The sequence below is a fragment of the Paenibacillus sp. YN15 genome, assembly GCF_003285005.1.
Classification (GTDB): Bacteria; Bacillota; Bacilli; order Paenibacillales; family NBRC-103111; genus Paenibacillus_AR.
Map to the genome: position 1 here is coordinate 131,391 of NZ_QMFA01000001.1, position 16,543 is coordinate 147,933.

Consider the following 16,543-nt stretch of genomic DNA (forward strand, 5'->3'; position numbering starts at 1 on the left):
TTGGAGGACTGCAGATGAAACATACGCTCAATTCTGTAGGCGTTGCTCCCCGGGTCAAACCGGGGCGCTCCGGCCTCTGGAGATCGGTCTTTGTTCGGTACGATCTCTACCTGATGTTGCTTATTCCAATCGCCTGGTACCTGGTCTTCCATTACGGGCCCATGTACGGGCTGCAGATTGCGTTTAAGAACTTTAGCCCGGCTAAGGGAATTCTCGGAAGCGAATGGGTCGGGTTGGATAACTTTCAGAGATTCTATAATTCATACTATTTCTGGAGACTGCTCTGGAATACGGTTTCGATTAATCTATATTCATTGTTGTTTGCTTTTCCCATACCGATCCTGTTGGCGCTCCTGATCAACGAAATCCGCAGTAAAACATACAGCAAAATTGTGCAGAACATCACGTATATTCCCCATTTTATCTCCATCGTCGTTATGGTCGGCATGCTGACACTGTTTCTGTCTCCCAATGGCGGGCCGGTCAACAAGATCATTGAACTGTTTGGAGGAACACCGATCAGGTTTCTGGACTCGGCGGCCTGGTTTAAGCCGATCTTCATCGGATCGAATATATGGCAAAGCATGGGGTGGCAGTCGATTATCTATATTGCTGCGTTAAGCGGTGTCAATCCGCAGCTGTATGAAGCAGCCAAGATGGATGGGGCCAGCAGGATTCGGCGCATCTGGCATGTTTCGCTGCCGGGGATTCTTCCGGTCATCGTGATTCTGCTGATTCTCGATGTGGGGCATTTTATGAATGTGGGGTTTGAGAAAATATTGCTCATGCAAAACAACCTCAATCTGGAATCCAGCGATGTGATCTCCACCTTTGTCTATACGACAGGCATTCTGAAAGGGGAATACAGCTATACGGCCGCAATCGGCTTGTTCAACTCTGTCATCAATCTGGCGCTACTGGTGCTCGTCAATCGCTTTGCCCGTAAAAAAGCCGAGACAAGCTTGTGGTGAGGAGGGCTCTCACAATGAAGGAACTCACGTTTAAGAGAAGAAAATCGGAAGACCTCGTATTTGATGCCGTGGTCAACATATTGGCCGCCCTAATCGTTATTATCGTGCTGTACCCGCTGATTTTTATCGTCAGCGCTTCATTCAGTGATCCGGCATTGGTGCTAAGCGGCGAAGTGCTTCTGTTTCCCAAGCAGATTACATTCGAGGCATATAAGAACGTATTCGGAAACAGTCAGATCTGGAACGGATATGGAAATTCCATTTTGTATACGGTGGTTGGGACCCTCATTAATCTGGCAATGACCACATTGGCGGCATACCCGCTGTCCAGACCGGATCTTCCCGGGCGGGGGGGCTTCATGTTCATCATTACGCTGACGATGTTCTTCGGCGGCGGACTTATTCCTTCATACTTGCTTGTGAAGAATCTGGGCATGGTGAATACCATGTGGGCTCTGATCATTCCGGGCGCCATTGCCACCTACAATCTGATTGTTATGAGAACTTATTTTCAAACCAGCATCCCCTGGGAGGTCCAGGAAGCGGCCTTGATCGACGGCGCCTCCAACTGGAAGCTGCTGACGAATATTATCCTGCCGCTGTCAAAGCCGATATTGGCGGTTATGGTTCTGTTCTATGCGGTTGGCCACTGGAATTCCTACTTTAATGCCCTGATATATATCAGAAGCAAGGATTTGTACCCGCTGCAGCTGGTGCTGCGCGAGGTGCTGATGGTAAGCCAAGCGGATGCGATTGACAGCAGCGTAGGCTTGGAAAATAAAATCCTGCTGGCCGAGAGCATTAAATATGTAGTGATCATCATTTCCAGCTTGCCGGTTCTGGTGATGTATCCCTTCGTACAGAAGCATTTTGTGAAGGGTGTTATGATCGGTTCCTTGAAAGGATAACGGATGGAAGGAAGGCTGCGGCAATGGGGCAATCAAAAGCTGTGATTCAGGTGTATGCGGATCAAACCGGCGGAAGCAGGATCAATCCGTATTTATTCGGACATTTTGTGGAAGATATCCGGGACCATATGGATGCAATGCTGGCTTACCCGCTGAAGGATATGGATTTTGAAAGCATGGATGTAACATACAGAGGGCTTTCCGGACATTGGCGCCCTTATACCAACGGGAAAAGCACCGTGTATGCTCTTGAACCGGCTGCTGCGCATCATTCCGGTCATAGCCAAATGATTCGGATGTATAGTGACGACGAAGGATATGCAGGCATTTGCCAAACGATTGCCGTAAAGCAGGATTTGGCTGGGTACAGGCTGGCGCTGTATGTGCGGGCTTCGGTTGAAATCCGGTTCGTGACAGCGGAAATCGTGGATGGCTCCAGTGGGGAAGTGCTTGGTTCGGTGCGGATCGATCCGGTCCGCCATGAATGGAAGCATTATGAGACCCGGATTCCGGTTAAGCGGACTTGCGAGCATGCGGAGTTCCGGGTCTATGTGCCGTCCGGGCATGAGCGTTGGCTGGACCATGTCTCCACAGGGATGCTGTGGCTGGATCATATCTCCCTCCTGCCTTCGGATGCTGCGGGCAATGTACGGAAGGAAGTTATGGACATGGCAAGGGGCCTGAACGCCGGCATGATGCGGCTGGCGGGGAATTATATCAGCGCCTATCATTGGCGGCAGGCGGTGGGGCCGGTATATGAGCGTCCCTGTGTGGTCAATGAAGCATGGGGCGGCTGGACCAGCAAATATTTCGGCACGGACGAGTTTATCCGGTTTTGCCGGGAGTTGAACGTGGAGCCGCTGATTTGCGTCAACGACGGTTCGGGCACGCCTGAGGAAGCGGCGGAATGGGTGGAATATTGCAACGGCGGCGCGGATACGCCCATGGGAAGGCTTCGGGCCAGCAATGGGCATCCCGAGCCGTACGGCGTGAAATATTGGGAGATCGGCAACGAGGTCTGGGGGCCGTGGCAGGTGGGCCACTGCAGCGCAGAGGCATTCGCGGAACGTTGTGCGCGCTTTGCCCAAGCCATGAAGGCCGCCGATCCCGGAATCAGGCTGCTGGCCTGCGGACATACGGCGATGGATTGGAACCTCCCTTTGCTGGAGCGGGCCGCAGAATATGTGGATTACATTACCCTGCATTTGTACCACGGATACTCCCGCTTCGGCATGAATGGCCGCACGGCCAGGGAAGAACGGTTCAAGGCAATGGTTTCTTATCCGGAATGGACCAGGGATACGTTCCGGCAGCTAAGAGAGCTGTTCCAATCCGACGCCCGCTATTCCCATCTCAAGCTGGCGGTTACGGAATACAATACGATGTATGAACCGAACACTGTCCGCAGGGGACTGCCCCGGGAGCATACCCTTGAGGCGGCGGCTGCCAATGCGGCCAATTTAAACGAATTCATCCGCAACAGCGATTTGGCAGAGATCGGCAGCTTCTCCGATCTGGTAAACGGCTGGCTGGGCGGCTGTATTCGGGTGGGAGACTACTATGCAGACCAGTTTCGCGGGAAAACGGCGGGCTGGAGCGGGAAGTCCTTAACGGTATACGGAACACCGACCTACTATGTGATGGCCATGTATGCCAACCGGGAGTTGGATCATGTAGTTCCGTGCAGGACCGAATGCGGCAGCTTTAAGGTGAGCAGTCCGGCGCCGGAGGCTCCTCAGCTGGATGATCTGCCGAATCTGGATGTTGTCGCTTGCCGAAATGCAGGCGGAGATAAGCTGACGGTGTTTATGGTGAACCGCAGCCTTGAGGATACGGCAGCCGAAATATGGCTGGACGGATTTGCCGGATCGGGCACAGCCCGTTTGCTGGAATTGACGGCGGATGATCCGGAAGCCTTCAATAGTGTGGACCATCCGGAACGTGTAGCTTGCGTGACGCATGAAATCCCGTTTGCGGAAGGCCGAATGACCTGCATGTTAAGAGCGTCATCCGTATATGTATTGGAGACCGTCCGCTGACAGGGATAAGCCAATGAAACGGGTGGAGCGAATGAAACCGATGAAATGGAAGGCATCGATTAAAAAAGGTTCATTTTTGACATATTTGCTCCCAATTGCAGCCTTGCTTCTGTTAACAGCGTTGATCATCCGGCTGCAGCTTGGGGAGGAGGGAGGCTCCGGCCGGATGGCGCCAGTTTTGGGGGAAACCTATTCGAATCCGTTCCAATTGGATCAGGAATGGGAGGATTACGGTATCGGAGATCCGTATATTCTCAGGTACGACGGAAAGTATTACCTGTACTGCAGCACCAAGGACCGCAGGGTCGGCATCAAGGCGTGGAGTTCCGATGATTTGGTGAATTGGCGCTATGAGGGGCTGGTCACCGAGGAGCCCGTAAGCGAAGGAGCATATGCGCCGGAGGTGGTCTATTGGAACGGATCATTCTATATGTACACATCACCGGCCGGCAAAGGGCATTATGTGCTGCAGAGCGACAAACCCACCGGTCCATTCGTGAAGAAGACGGACAATCTCGGTCTGACCATTGACGGCTCCGTCTTTATTGACGATGACGGCCAATGGACCTTTACCCATGCCAAAAACGGGGGCATTATGGCGGCTCCCATGTCCGATCCATATACGATTGGAACGGGAAAGCAGTTGAATACTACCTCCCTTGGACATTGGACGGAGGGCTCGATGATTATCAAGCGGAACGGGCGTTATTTCATGACCTATACGGGCAATCATGTGTTCAGCAGAGGGTACCGGGTCAATTACGGGGTGAACCGGGAATCTCCGGTTGGCACCTACACGATTCCGGAGAATAACCCGATTCTGATCTCCACCGACAAAGACTTCAACGGCCTGGGACACAGCTCAACGGTCCTGGGGCCGGATATGGATTCCTATTATATCGTCTACCACAACCTGGTTGGCGTTTCCGCAGAAGGACCGCCTGTCCGCAGGATGAACCTGGACCGGCTTGTTTTTAACGGAGACAAGATGTCTGTGCTGGGTCCGACGTATGGTTCGCAGCAGGAAGCGCCACGGATGCCGTTATTCCGGGACGCCCTGGGCGCTCCCCCTTCGGAGGAGCGTTGGGAACGGATGAGCGGTGCGGGAGGAGGCAGGATGCTGGAATTACTGCTGACCCGGGAGCTTACGGACAGCCGCTATACGGCAGAATACAACTTCACACTCGCGGACAGCGGAAAATCGGGTTCGGCTTCATCGCTGGAGGCGATATTTGCCTATGAGGATCAAGAGAATTACCGTTCGGCCCGCGTGGACGGCGGCAAGATGGAGCTGGTCTTGATCGACTGTGTGAACGGTGTGGAAACGTCCGTCGCCGCACAACCGCTTCCGGAGGGAACCGATCTGACGAAGCTTCATACCATCCGTGTCCAGTCGGACAGCTCCGGCACCATGCTTTATTGGGACGGCCTGCTCCGGATCGAGCAAACCGGCATGGCTGCCAAGCCCGGCCGCATCGGGTACGGGTGGCCGCAAGGAGCCGACCCGGAGCTGCGTTACACCGCCTTCTCCAATGAGGCAGGCGGCAGCAGCGACAGGAATACGATCAAGCCGCTGCCGGGTTCCATAGAAGCCGTTCACGGTATTCCGGAGGGCAGCCCGGCCGTTCGCCAGGGGATCACCCCCGATGGCAGCGACGCCGTGGTTCTGTCCGGCAAGGGCGACGGGATCACTTATCCGGTGAATGTCCGCCAGGACGGAACCTATTTGCTCTCCGTGAGTGTTGCCAAGTCATCGGCGGGATCGACGCTGGTGGTGGAGACGGAGGGCGTGACGAAGAAAGTGAAGCTGGAGGCTTCATATTTTGTCGAAGATGGGGAATGGACGAAGGTGCCGCTGGGTCAGTTTGAGCTGAAACAAGGAACGGGATGGCTGTCCCTGCGCCGGGACAAGGGCGAGATCGCCCTCCGGTATGCGGAAGCCAGCCTGACGGTACCCGTGCCGGAGGAGTCGGTGATCAAGCCGACGCAGGTTGGTATCCTCAACCGGTTCGGCGGCGATTCCGGCTGGACCGATTACACCGTCAGCTTCGAAGTGACCATGAAGCAGCAGACAACGGAGGAAACGGCCGTGCTGGTGCGGACCACCAACGAATCCGACCATAAGGACCAGGTTAAGGACGGCTTTATGGGCTATGAGCTGGCATTCCGTTCAGACAGAGTGGTCTTGAAGCGGATCAGCTACGAAAAGTCAAGCGTGCTGGATTTTGCCTCATTGCCCTTCGCACCGGGACAGACCCGCCGGATGACCGTCAAGCTGGAGGGAGCCGCCATTGCCATATTCGCCGATGAAAGCAGCCAGCCGCTTCTGAGGTGGACGGACTCGAATGGGTTCCTGCGCGGCCGGGTAGGGCTGAAGGGCGTATCCACGGTTTGGTCGGTTTCACCTTTGACCGTAACAGCCCCCCAATAATCACGATAGCAGAGGAGTGGGAGAACAGAATGACCACCAAGAAATATGTGAAAAACTATCCGAGACCCCAGTTCGTAAGGGATCACTGGATCAATCTCAACGGTGAATGGCGCTTCGGCTTTGACGATGCCAATTCCGGTGAAGCGCGTGGGTGGCACCGGAGCTTCGGCGGCGACCGCACCATTACCGTTCCGTTCACCTATGAGACGAAGGCCAGCGGCATCGGTGAAGAAGAGCATCATCCTTGCGTATGGTACAACAGAACGTTGGACATTCCCGCCGAAGCTGCAGGTCAACGGGTTCTGCTGCACTTTCAGGCGGTGGATTATATTGCAACGGTCTGGGTGAACGGCGAATACGTGGGAAGGCATCAGGGCGGCTATGCAGCTTTTGCGTTTGACATCACTCCCTACATCGTTCACGGCTCCCCGAATGAGCTGACGCTCAGGGCGGAGGACAGCATGGACGCGACCCAGCCCCGGGGCAAGCAGCGTTGGGTGAAGGATAACTTCGAGTGCTTCTATGTGCAGACGACGGGGATCTGGCAGTCCGTATGGCTGGAGTTCGTCCAACCGGAGCACATCGATTCGGTGAAAATTACCCCGGATCTGGATGCCTCCTCTGTCCGGTTCGAGTATCAGGTCAAGGGAGATTTGAACACCGGCAGCAAGCTCCGGCTGGAGACGGTTATCACCATGAAGGACCGTCAGGTAAAAAGAGCCAGTCTCATTATCGACCGTCCGTGGCTGTCCCTTGAGGTGGATCTGGTTCACGAAATGAATGGGCCGTGGAAGCGCTGCTACTGGGCTCCTGGACGTCCGAACCTGTATGATGTGGAGTTCATTTTGTACAAGGATGACGTTAAGGTGGACCATGTCTATTCCTACTTCGGCATGAGGAAGATTTCCATCGAGAAGGGCAAGGTGCTGCTCAACAATGTTCCGGTTTATCAGAGACTGTTGCTGGATCAAGGCTATTGGCCGGACAGCCATTTGACCCCTCCTTCTGAGGAGGCGCTGATCGAGGATATTGATCTGCTGCTGCAAATGGGCTACAACGGTGTCCGCAAGCATATGAAAATCGAGGACGCCCGGTTCCTGTATTGGTGCGACGTTAAGGGTGTGCTGGTCTGGTCCGAGATGGCGGCGACCTTCGAATTCAATGATAACGCAGTTGAAAAGTTCACGACGGAGTGGATGGAGATTGTACGCCAGCAGTACAACCATCCTTCCATTATCACATGGGTTCCCTTCAACGAATCCTGGGGCATCGGGAACATCCTCAAGGACCGCAGGCAAATGGAGTTTACCGAAGGCATCTATCATCTGACCAAGGCGTTTGATCCCAACCGCCCGGTGATTACCAACGACGGATGGGAGCATACGGTATCCGATATTTTGACCCTGCATGATTATGTGGAGACGAAGGAGCAATTCCTGAAAAGCTATGCGGACAAGGACGAAATCGTCAGCAACGGGAAGACGTTCAACCAATGGAAATACGCCTTCGCCGACGGCTACAGCTACAAGGGACAGCCGATCATCGTAAGCGAATTCGGCGGCATTGCCTTCGATTCCGGCAAGGGCTGGGGCTACGGAAAGCAGGTTCCTTCGGAGGAAGCGTTCCTGGAACGGTTCCGGGGCATTCACGAGGCGATCCAAGAGACGGATTATATCGTCGGATTTTGCTATACGCAAATCACGGACGTCCAGCAAGAGGTAAACGGGCTCTTAACCGAGGAACGCAAGCCGAAGGTGCCCATTGAGAAAATCCGCGAGATCAATCTTGGTTTTACAGGGAGGTAGCCATGACATTGCCTTCATCACCAGCCTATATGATGGCTTATTTCCGCTCGGGGCCGAGGCAGACCGACAAGGTCGAGCAGCTTCATTACGCATACAGCCGGGACGGATTGCGATGGTATGAATTGAACCATAACGAGCCTGTATGGGCTCCGTCTCTCGGCGAAGGGGTGCTGCGGGACCCGTTCATTCAGAAAGGCGCGGACGGCTTATGGCATATGGTTTTTACGATACGTCCGTCCAATATCCGGCTTGGTTATGCGCGCTCCAGGGATCTGGTTCATTGGGAAGGGGAAAAAGCCATTCCGGCCATGGCCAATTTTGGTCAGGTTGCGAACAGTTGGGCGCCGGAATTCAACTTTGATCCGGAACAAAACGATTATATGCTGCACTGGTCCTCCAGCCTGGGCCCGAAGGTAAACAACAACAAAATTTACTGCTTAAGAACACCGGACTGGGAATCATTCAGCGAAGCCAAGCTGTTGTTCGATCCGGGTTACCGTATCATCGACGCCAACATCACTTGCCTGGACGGAAAGTACCACATGTTCTACAAGGATGAAGAATATGTGTACGACAGAGGGAAGGAGCCGCATCCTCCGGGGAATAAGCTGGCGGTTTCGGATCATCTGGAGGGGCCTTACGTGATTGCAAGTGATTTTATCACGCCGGATTTCACCGAAGGGCCGGAAATATTGAAGCTGCAGGATGAGGAAACCTGGTGTTTGTTCTACGATTATTGGGCGTATGGGAAGATTGGCGTCATGCAATCGGGAAATTTGCGGGAATGGTCGGAGGAGCTTGAAGCCGGCCGTGTCCATTTTCCCTACCGCGCAAGACACTTCACTGTATTTCCGGTTACGGAGGAAGAGCTGGCGGTTGTGATCAACCGGTACGGAGTGGAGGCCCATTATCCCACCCCAGTATTCGGCGGCGTCAGAGTTGCCGATAGGGCCGCAGCGGGCAGGCTCCACGACGAATTTGCCCGGCGGTCAGTATCGGTCTGGTTTCAAGCGAAGGACCTGGAAGGCACACAACTCTTATACGACGAGGGCGGCAGCCGAAGCGGTTTTGCCCTTCGTTTGCGGGCCGGCTCAATTGAAGCGGCTGTTGCCAGCGAAGGCGTTGGAACGACTCTGACTTTCGGGCTGAAAGAGGCCCAAAGCTGGAATCACGCTATTCTTGTATTCAACGAGGGGCTGTTGGAGCTTTATGTGAACGGTACATTTGCCGCGTCTGCGCAAGCGCCGTTTGATTGGATCGAGCCGCACAGCGACCCGGGGGGCTACGGAGCGCGTTTCGGTACGGATGCCTTCGGGGATAGCGGAGATTTGGCCGCGTTCGGTGGACAGATTCGATCCGTCAAGCTCTATTCGGTGCCGCTGCAGCCGGCCGATATTGCTTTTATCTATGGTCAGGAATGTCAAATGATCGGGATATGATACAAAGGGGAGAGGGCAAATTGAGCAGGGACTTTAGGCGGTTTTTCGCGTTCATCCTTATCATGGCGCTCATAAGCGGCAGTTTTCCTGGAGGCAAGGCTCATGCATTGGAGATAAGCGGGGAGCAAGATTTGATGGCCTGGTACAAGCTGGATGCGCCTTTGGAGCTGGACGGAGTGAATGCTGCAGAGGATTCCTCCGGAAATGGCTATCATTCCGTTAGCGCAATCGGCGCCTGGGTTCCGGATGGCGGCGTATACGGCGGAGCCATGTCGTTTAACGGCGTCACCGATCTGATTCAGCTGAATTTGGGCACGTCCCCTACAGGATCTTTCCTGAAGGATGCCTTCAGTGAGCATTCCGTATCCTTATGGTTTAAAGCCAACGACACGCAAACGAAGCAGGTATTGTTCGAACGGGGAGGCAATGCGGCAGGACTTGCGATTCAATTAAACGCGAATAAGCTGGAGGCTGCTGTTGCAAGCGCCAGCTTGCGGGAAATTGTATCGGTGGATTTTACGGACACCGGCTCCTGGCATCATGTGATGGCTACGTTTGACAAAGGGAAATTCACCTTGTACTTGGATGGAAAGAGCGTTGCCTCTGCGACTGCTGTATTCAAGACAGTGAACGCGGCGCTTAACGAAGCTGCCATCGGCGCCAAATACGCGGTCTATGCTTTTGGCGGAGACGACAAGACCGGGGCCTGGTTCAACGGGATGATCGATAATGTGCGGCTTTACAGCAAAGCGGTTGCCCCTTCCATCGAAGTAACCGGGATTAATCTGGAGCAGGCCCGGATGACTATGCCGGTGGGCGAGGCGGTGTATCTTGCCGCTTCTCTCCAGCCGTCAATCGCCACCAACCGCAATGTCACCTGGACCTCCAGCGATGAATCTGTCGTGACAGTTTCCGTTTATGGTGGGGCACAAGAGGCACAAGCGGTTATAGAAGCCAAAAAAGCGGGAAGCGCCACGATTACCGCAATAACGGAGGATGGAAATTACACGGCGGCCAGCGTTGTCACCGTCCTGCCTGCGCTGGTTTCCATGCCCCAAGAAGGACTGGAGGCCTGGTACAGACTGGATGGGGCTTACAATCATAACGGCAAGAAGGTTGCCGAGGATTCCTCCGGCAAGGGGCATCATTCCATAAGCGCCATTGGAAGCTGGCTGCCGGATGGAGGTGTTGACGGGGGCGCCTTTTTCTTCAATGGATCGACGGATATCCTTCAGCTCAATACGACGAATGTGACCTTTTTGCGAGATGAGTTTTCTGAGTTCACTGCCGCCATGTGGTTCAAGCCGGAGGATGTGAACACCCGGCAAGTGCTGTTTGAACGGGGAGGCAATGCGGCAGGACTGGCCATTCAACTGAATGAAGGGAGGGTGGAGGCTGCCGTTGTGAGCGCAGGCAACCGCTTCATTCTCTCCAAAGAGCTGGCCGACACGGGCACATGGCATCACATTTCCACTTCCTTCGGCAACGGCGCCTTCAAGCTTTTCCTTGACGGACAATTGGCCGGGGAAACAACCACTCCCTACAACAAAGTCGCCGCAGCAGCCAACGAAGGGGCCATCGGCGCAAGATTCTCCGTTGACGCTTTCGGCGGAACGGAGACAGGAGCTTATTTCCGAGGGGTGATTGATGATGTCCGGCTTTACAATGCAACCGTCGAACCCATCGTTGGCGCCGTCCACGCGGAAAGCGTCATCCTGGATCTGTCTGCGGTTAAGCTTGGGAAGGGCCTCTCCCAGGAGCTTGTGGCAACGGTTCTCCCGCGGCATGCGCTAAACCAGAAGGTCGTTTGGACCTCCAGCGACGAATCCGTTGTGAAAGTTGCGTCCAGCGGCGGCCTGAAAGCAACTATACAAGGGATATCGGTTGGAACGGCAACAATCACCGTAACGACGGTTGATGGGGGACATATGGCAACATGTCACGTTACCATCGAACAAGTTCCGGTTGAAGGGGTGAGCCTTATGCCTGCGAGCTTGGAAATGCTGACGGGTGCAACGCAGGTTTTAAAGCCTGCTATTACACCGGCGAATGCGTCAAACCGAAATGTAAGCTGGTCCTCCGACAATCCATCTGTGGCGTCGGTTAACGAAGCGGGTGTCGTGACAGCGCTTCAACCGGGAACAACGACCATCACCGCAACCACGGAGGATGGAGGTTACACGGCTTCTGTGGTTGTCACCGTCAAGGGCATACCGGTAGAGGCGATCTCCCTGAATCACTCCAAATTCATGTTAGCGGTGAAAGAGACGCATCTGTTGTCAGCCACGATTTTGCCCAAGAACGCCTCGAACCAAAATATCATTTGGTCATCCTCCGATTCTTCTGTGGCAACGGTGGATGCGGGCGGCAGGGTGACGGCCGTAGGACCGGGAGCTGCCGTCATTACCGCCAAAACCGAGGACGGGGGTTTTGCGGCCAGCAGTGAAGTGACGGTAAATCCATTTGCGCTCAAGATCATCGATAACCTGATCCGCGTGGATTCGGGGAAGGATTTAGGCAAGAAGGCTACTCTCTATGACGGAACAATCGAGAAGTATAACGGCTACTATTATGCAATGGGTACCGGCACCAATGGGAATCTGTACCGTTCCAAGGACATGATCCATTGGGAAAGTCCTTATCAAATGATTTGGAGCCCGGACTCGACCACTCCGGTGGACCCCAATTACTTCGAGTATGGAGCATCGGATTTGCTGTATCATAACGGGGTTATGTTCTATGTCTTCAATGGCACCTCGCTGATTCACGGGGACCCGGCAACGATGAATACGGTGCCCGACTTCCGTCATCCCTATTGGAGTAAGCGGTACGACTTGGGAATTGACCCGCAGTTGTTCGTGGCGCATAACGGAGATTTGGTCTTCCTGCGCAAGGTAAATCCGGACGAGACAGACCCGAACACCGGGGCGGCAAAGCCGGGGCGCGCCGGCGCATGGTTGTGGAATGTGGAATCGTTCTTCAACGAAATGGGCAATCCGGCCCGCGGCAAGGCGACGGAGACGGTGACGACACAGATGGGCCATTGGGCCAATATGAACTTCGTCAATTTCGAGGGGCCGGAGCTCTATTATCATAATGGCCGGTACTATATGCTGTATGTGGGAAATCAGATGTTCCCGGAAACAGGCCTTTATGAAACAGGGGTGGCGCAAGCCGACAGCTACGACGAAATAACCAACGATTCCAAATATCCGGGCAAGCTGCTGGCCCGCAATATCGAGGAGTTAATTCTGAAATACCGCGTGATTCTGCCGACGGCGGAGCATGGAAGCCAGCCGTATCAATACACCTTCAAAACGCCTGCGGAGGGCTGGAATACCGTCGGTTCTTCCGTTTACGGCTGGGTGTCCGGGGAAGGCGGCTTTGGTTGGCCGGAAGAGAATCGGGCGAAAATTCCAAGCATCTATAATGATGGGAAAAAGGCGGCGTCCGAAATTTGGGCCAATCCCAACGGTCCTGCCACGATGTGGGCAAAACGTTCCTTTGAGCTTGACACTGTGCCGGATACCACGGTTCTGCGCTACCGCTTGCAGGGCTACGGGAAGCTGTATGTGAACGGCAAGGAGCTTTTCACATTAAGCGGTCAGCAGCGGGCCTATAAGATGGTGGAGGTTCCCGCCGGGCTGCTGCAAACCGGGGAGAATGTGATCTCCGTGGAGATCAGCACCAACGGTCCTGCATTGAGCTTTTACCATCTGGATTTCGGTCTGTACGATACCAACGGTCATCCGGTGGAATCCGACATTGTCGGGCCGTCCCAGCCGAATGTCATTAAAGGGCCCAACGGGTTCGAGACCTGGATCACCTATAAGGCCTTCTGGAACTCCAACGAAGGGCAAGGGAAGGACCGCGTCTATTTCTGGGATCAGGAGATGGTTGCCGATGGTCCCACCTCCTTCGATTCCGAGGGTCTCCACCCGGATGTATGGACGCCGACCTTCCAAGACCGGTTCGATTCGGAAGCCAGCTTGCAGCATTATGATGTTCCTGAGTCTGGTGTATCTATCGATGGCGGGGCGTTGTACATGAATGCGCCCAGTGATTTGAAACGAATGCTGCTGAAGGAATATGCTGCGGAAAACTTCTTTATGGAAACCAATCTCCGGTTCGATGGCAACGGCAACGGATTCGGAGCTGAGGGGCAGGCAGGTATTGTCGTATGGTATCAAGACGAGGACAACTATGTGAATTTGTTAATCGACCGCGATGACCGGCAGCTTGTTATCCACTCCCGCATCAACGGTGTTTCGGAAAATTCGGCAGCGGATTTGCCGTCCACGTTTGCGTTCCTGCATGATGATCCCCGCGCTGCAGACTTCGGGGAGCAATATCACACGCTCCAGGTATACAAGAACGGGTCCAAGTTATTTGCGGAGCTGGATCATTACACCCTTAACGATGACAGACCGGTATTCGAGCATGAGGCGATGGCGGCTCCGGGGCAAATTGGCCTGATCAGCAACAAGGCTAGTGTTCGGATGGATAACGTAACCGTAACCACCGGCTGGAGCGAATATGGCACGTACATCAACGGTTGGAATGATGCATGGCAGGTATCCGAGAAAGGCTTGCAATCCCCTTCTGACGGAGAGGCGCTTACAGTCAAGGGCGACCGGATGCTCGAGCATGAATTTTCAGTGAATGTCAATACGGGAGCCTTGCCGGAAGCGGGTAAAGCGGGTGTTATTCTCGAATACATCGACGAACAGAACTACGTGACAGCGGGAACGAATTACGCCACCAACGAATTTGAGCTGCGCAAGGTTGTGGATGGCCGTGAGGAGATTATGGCTGTTGCTCCCACGGCGAGAGATACCATCTACGGGCACAGCAACTACGATGCGGACGGACAGCGCGAGTATGTATACGATCTGCGGGGAGAAGCGGAGGTTTCGTCGGCCAAGATCTTATGGTTTAACGGCCCGTTCCAATATGTAAACAAGTTTTTTGAGCTCCCGCAATCGGACTCGGCAGATTTCCGGTTCGACAGCTGGACGGACGGCTGGAAAGCAGTACCGTTCACGTATCAGGACAAGGGCAAAGGCGATTACCATATCGCCGAATTTGCGAATCCTGTCAAGACCGGTCAGTTGCGGCTGAGTGTTCCTTCGGAATCCAATCGTCCCTTCACCTTTGTGCTTCGGGAAGAGATCAGTGCGCAAAACTTCTACAAGATTGTCCGGTCGAAGGGCAAAATCTATGTATGGGTAAACAACGAGCTGCTCTTTGACGCAGAGGACCCTTTTGAGAACAGACCCGCTCAGGTCGGTCTTTATACAGACGGAATCCAAGCGACTTACAACGCGTTTACCGGCTTCGATGTTTCGGGACGGCTCTCCGCCAACGACAGCGGTGATTCCCTGGCCATTCAAGCAGAGGTGTCCGGTGAAGCCGGGAGCAACGGCTGGCATGTTTCGGATGTGCTTGTTACGTTGCGTCCTGAAGGCGAAGGCTTGGACCAAGTCCAGATGTTCTACAGCCTGGATGCGGGAGATACGTGGCATGAATACAGCAGCCCGGTTGCGGTTTCCGCTGAGGGACGCAGCACCATCTCGTATTACGCCGCCGATGGGACCGGGAATACAACGCCGACCGGCTCTTTGACTATCAGCATCGACAAGACTGCGCCGGTTATCACGTTGAACGGATTGTCCAGCATGACTGTGCCGCTGGGCGGAACCTACAGCGAGCCAGGCGCAACGGCAGCCGATAATATCGGTCCTGTAGGCGAGATTACGGTTGCGGGCGACGTCTACACCAACAGGGCCGGCACTTATATGCTGCGCTACAATGTAATTGATCAAGCGGGTAACGCTGCTGCCGAAGTGGTGCGCAAGGTGACGGTCCAGGAGGATTCGTCCGGAACCGGGGAGTCTGAGGAGCCAGTCTCCGAAGGCACGGCAACGGAGGGAACTTCTGGCGCCGGGCCGGCATCCGGGAGTAAAGAATATGAAGCGGATGTGAGCCCGGAAGAAAGCAAGCGGCTGGAGCTGGAGGGGGGAGTGACGATCCAGATTCCTGCAGGAGCTGTGTTGGCAAAAGGATCGATTCGGATTGCATTGGTCGAACCGGATCAGGCTTTCGCGGACAGCAATCTTCAAGCAGTCAGCCGGATTTTTGAACTGACCAGTACCGCGGGTCATCGGTTTGCAAAGCCACTGGTGCTTTCATTCGTCTACGATGCCAAGCAGCTGAAGCCCGGGAGTCAACCGGCTGTGTACTATTACCACGAAAGCACAAAGCGCTGGATATTCATCGGCGGAACTGTCCATGCGGATGGAACAATCCGCGTGGAAGTGGATCACTTCACGAAATTCGCTGTCTTCGCCTATGAACCGGCAGCCATGACGGATATGGCCCATCATTGGGCGGCCTCCTACATTCGCCGCCTGGCGGGGATGAAGGTTGCAGCCGGTTATCCGGACGGAAGCTTCCGGCCGGATGAAACCGTATCGAGGTCGGAATTTGCGAAGATGCTGGTGTCGGCTTTGGGGCTTGAAGCAGCTTCCCGCAGCACGGGCTTCTCGGATGACGGGGATATCCCGTCTTGGGCGAAGCCGTACGTTGTGGCTGCTGTTGAAGCGGGCCTCGTTCTCGGTTATGAGGAAGCCGGCGCAACAAGCTTCAGGGGTGAGCTCACGGTAACGCGGGCGGAGGTGGCTGTTATGACAGCAAGAGCCTTGCAGCTCTACGGAACCGGGACCGGCTCCATCGGCTTGATGGGGCAAGCAGCGGGCTGGAAGGATGCTTCGGACATTCCGTCTTGGGCGGAGCCGTCTATCGATAAGGCCATGAGCGCTGGCATCCTGAACGGTTACGAGGATGGCACTTTCCGGGCGGGCCAAGCAATGACAAGGGCCGAAGCGGCAGCTATTATTTTTAAAATGTTAGACGTATTGGGGATATAAGGTTTAGAAACTTGTAATCGG

General features: G+C 54.6%; 7 protein-coding genes. All 7 read left to right on the forward strand.

Going from position 1 to position 16,543, the window contains the following annotated elements:
- The first annotated feature begins 14 nt into the window (after positions 1-14).
- On the forward strand, positions 15-971 hold the full coding sequence (locus DQG13_RS00520; RefSeq protein ID WP_113017414.1) for an ABC transporter permease: 957 nt from the start codon (positions 15-17) through the stop codon (positions 969-971).
- A 14-nt stretch (positions 972-985) separates the two neighbouring features.
- Positions 986-1,879 carry a carbohydrate ABC transporter permease gene (locus DQG13_RS00525; protein WP_113017415.1) on the forward strand — a complete coding sequence of 298 codons (894 nt, stop codon included), beginning with the start codon at positions 986-988 and terminating at the stop codon, positions 1,877-1,879.
- Positions 1,880-1,902: 23 nt separating this feature from the next.
- Entirely contained in the window at positions 1,903-3,918 is a 2,016-nt protein-coding gene (locus tag DQG13_RS00530) for an alpha-L-arabinofuranosidase C-terminal domain-containing protein (RefSeq protein WP_113017416.1), read from the forward strand.
- 166 nt (positions 3,919-4,084) lie between these two features.
- The gene (locus tag DQG13_RS00535) at positions 4,085-6,349 is read left to right on the forward strand and encodes a family 43 glycosylhydrolase (RefSeq protein WP_113017687.1); all 2,265 of its coding nucleotides are present in this window, start codon (positions 4,085-4,087) and stop codon (positions 6,347-6,349) included.
- A gap of 29 nt (positions 6,350-6,378) precedes the next feature.
- On the forward strand, positions 6,379-8,154 hold the full coding sequence (locus DQG13_RS00540; protein ID WP_113017417.1) for a glycoside hydrolase family 2 protein: 1,776 nt from the start codon (positions 6,379-6,381) through the stop codon (positions 8,152-8,154).
- A gap of 2 nt (positions 8,155-8,156) precedes the next feature.
- Positions 8,157-9,593: a LamG-like jellyroll fold domain-containing protein gene (locus DQG13_RS00545; protein ID WP_113017688.1), complete on the forward strand. Its 1,437-nt coding sequence runs from the start codon at positions 8,157-8,159 to the stop codon at positions 9,591-9,593.
- Between the two features lie 134 nt (positions 9,594-9,727).
- Complete coding sequence (locus DQG13_RS00550; protein WP_181592485.1) at positions 9,728-16,522, forward strand: Ig-like domain-containing protein; 6,795 nt, start codon at positions 9,728-9,730, stop codon at positions 16,520-16,522.
- Positions 16,523-16,543 lie beyond the last annotated feature (21 nt).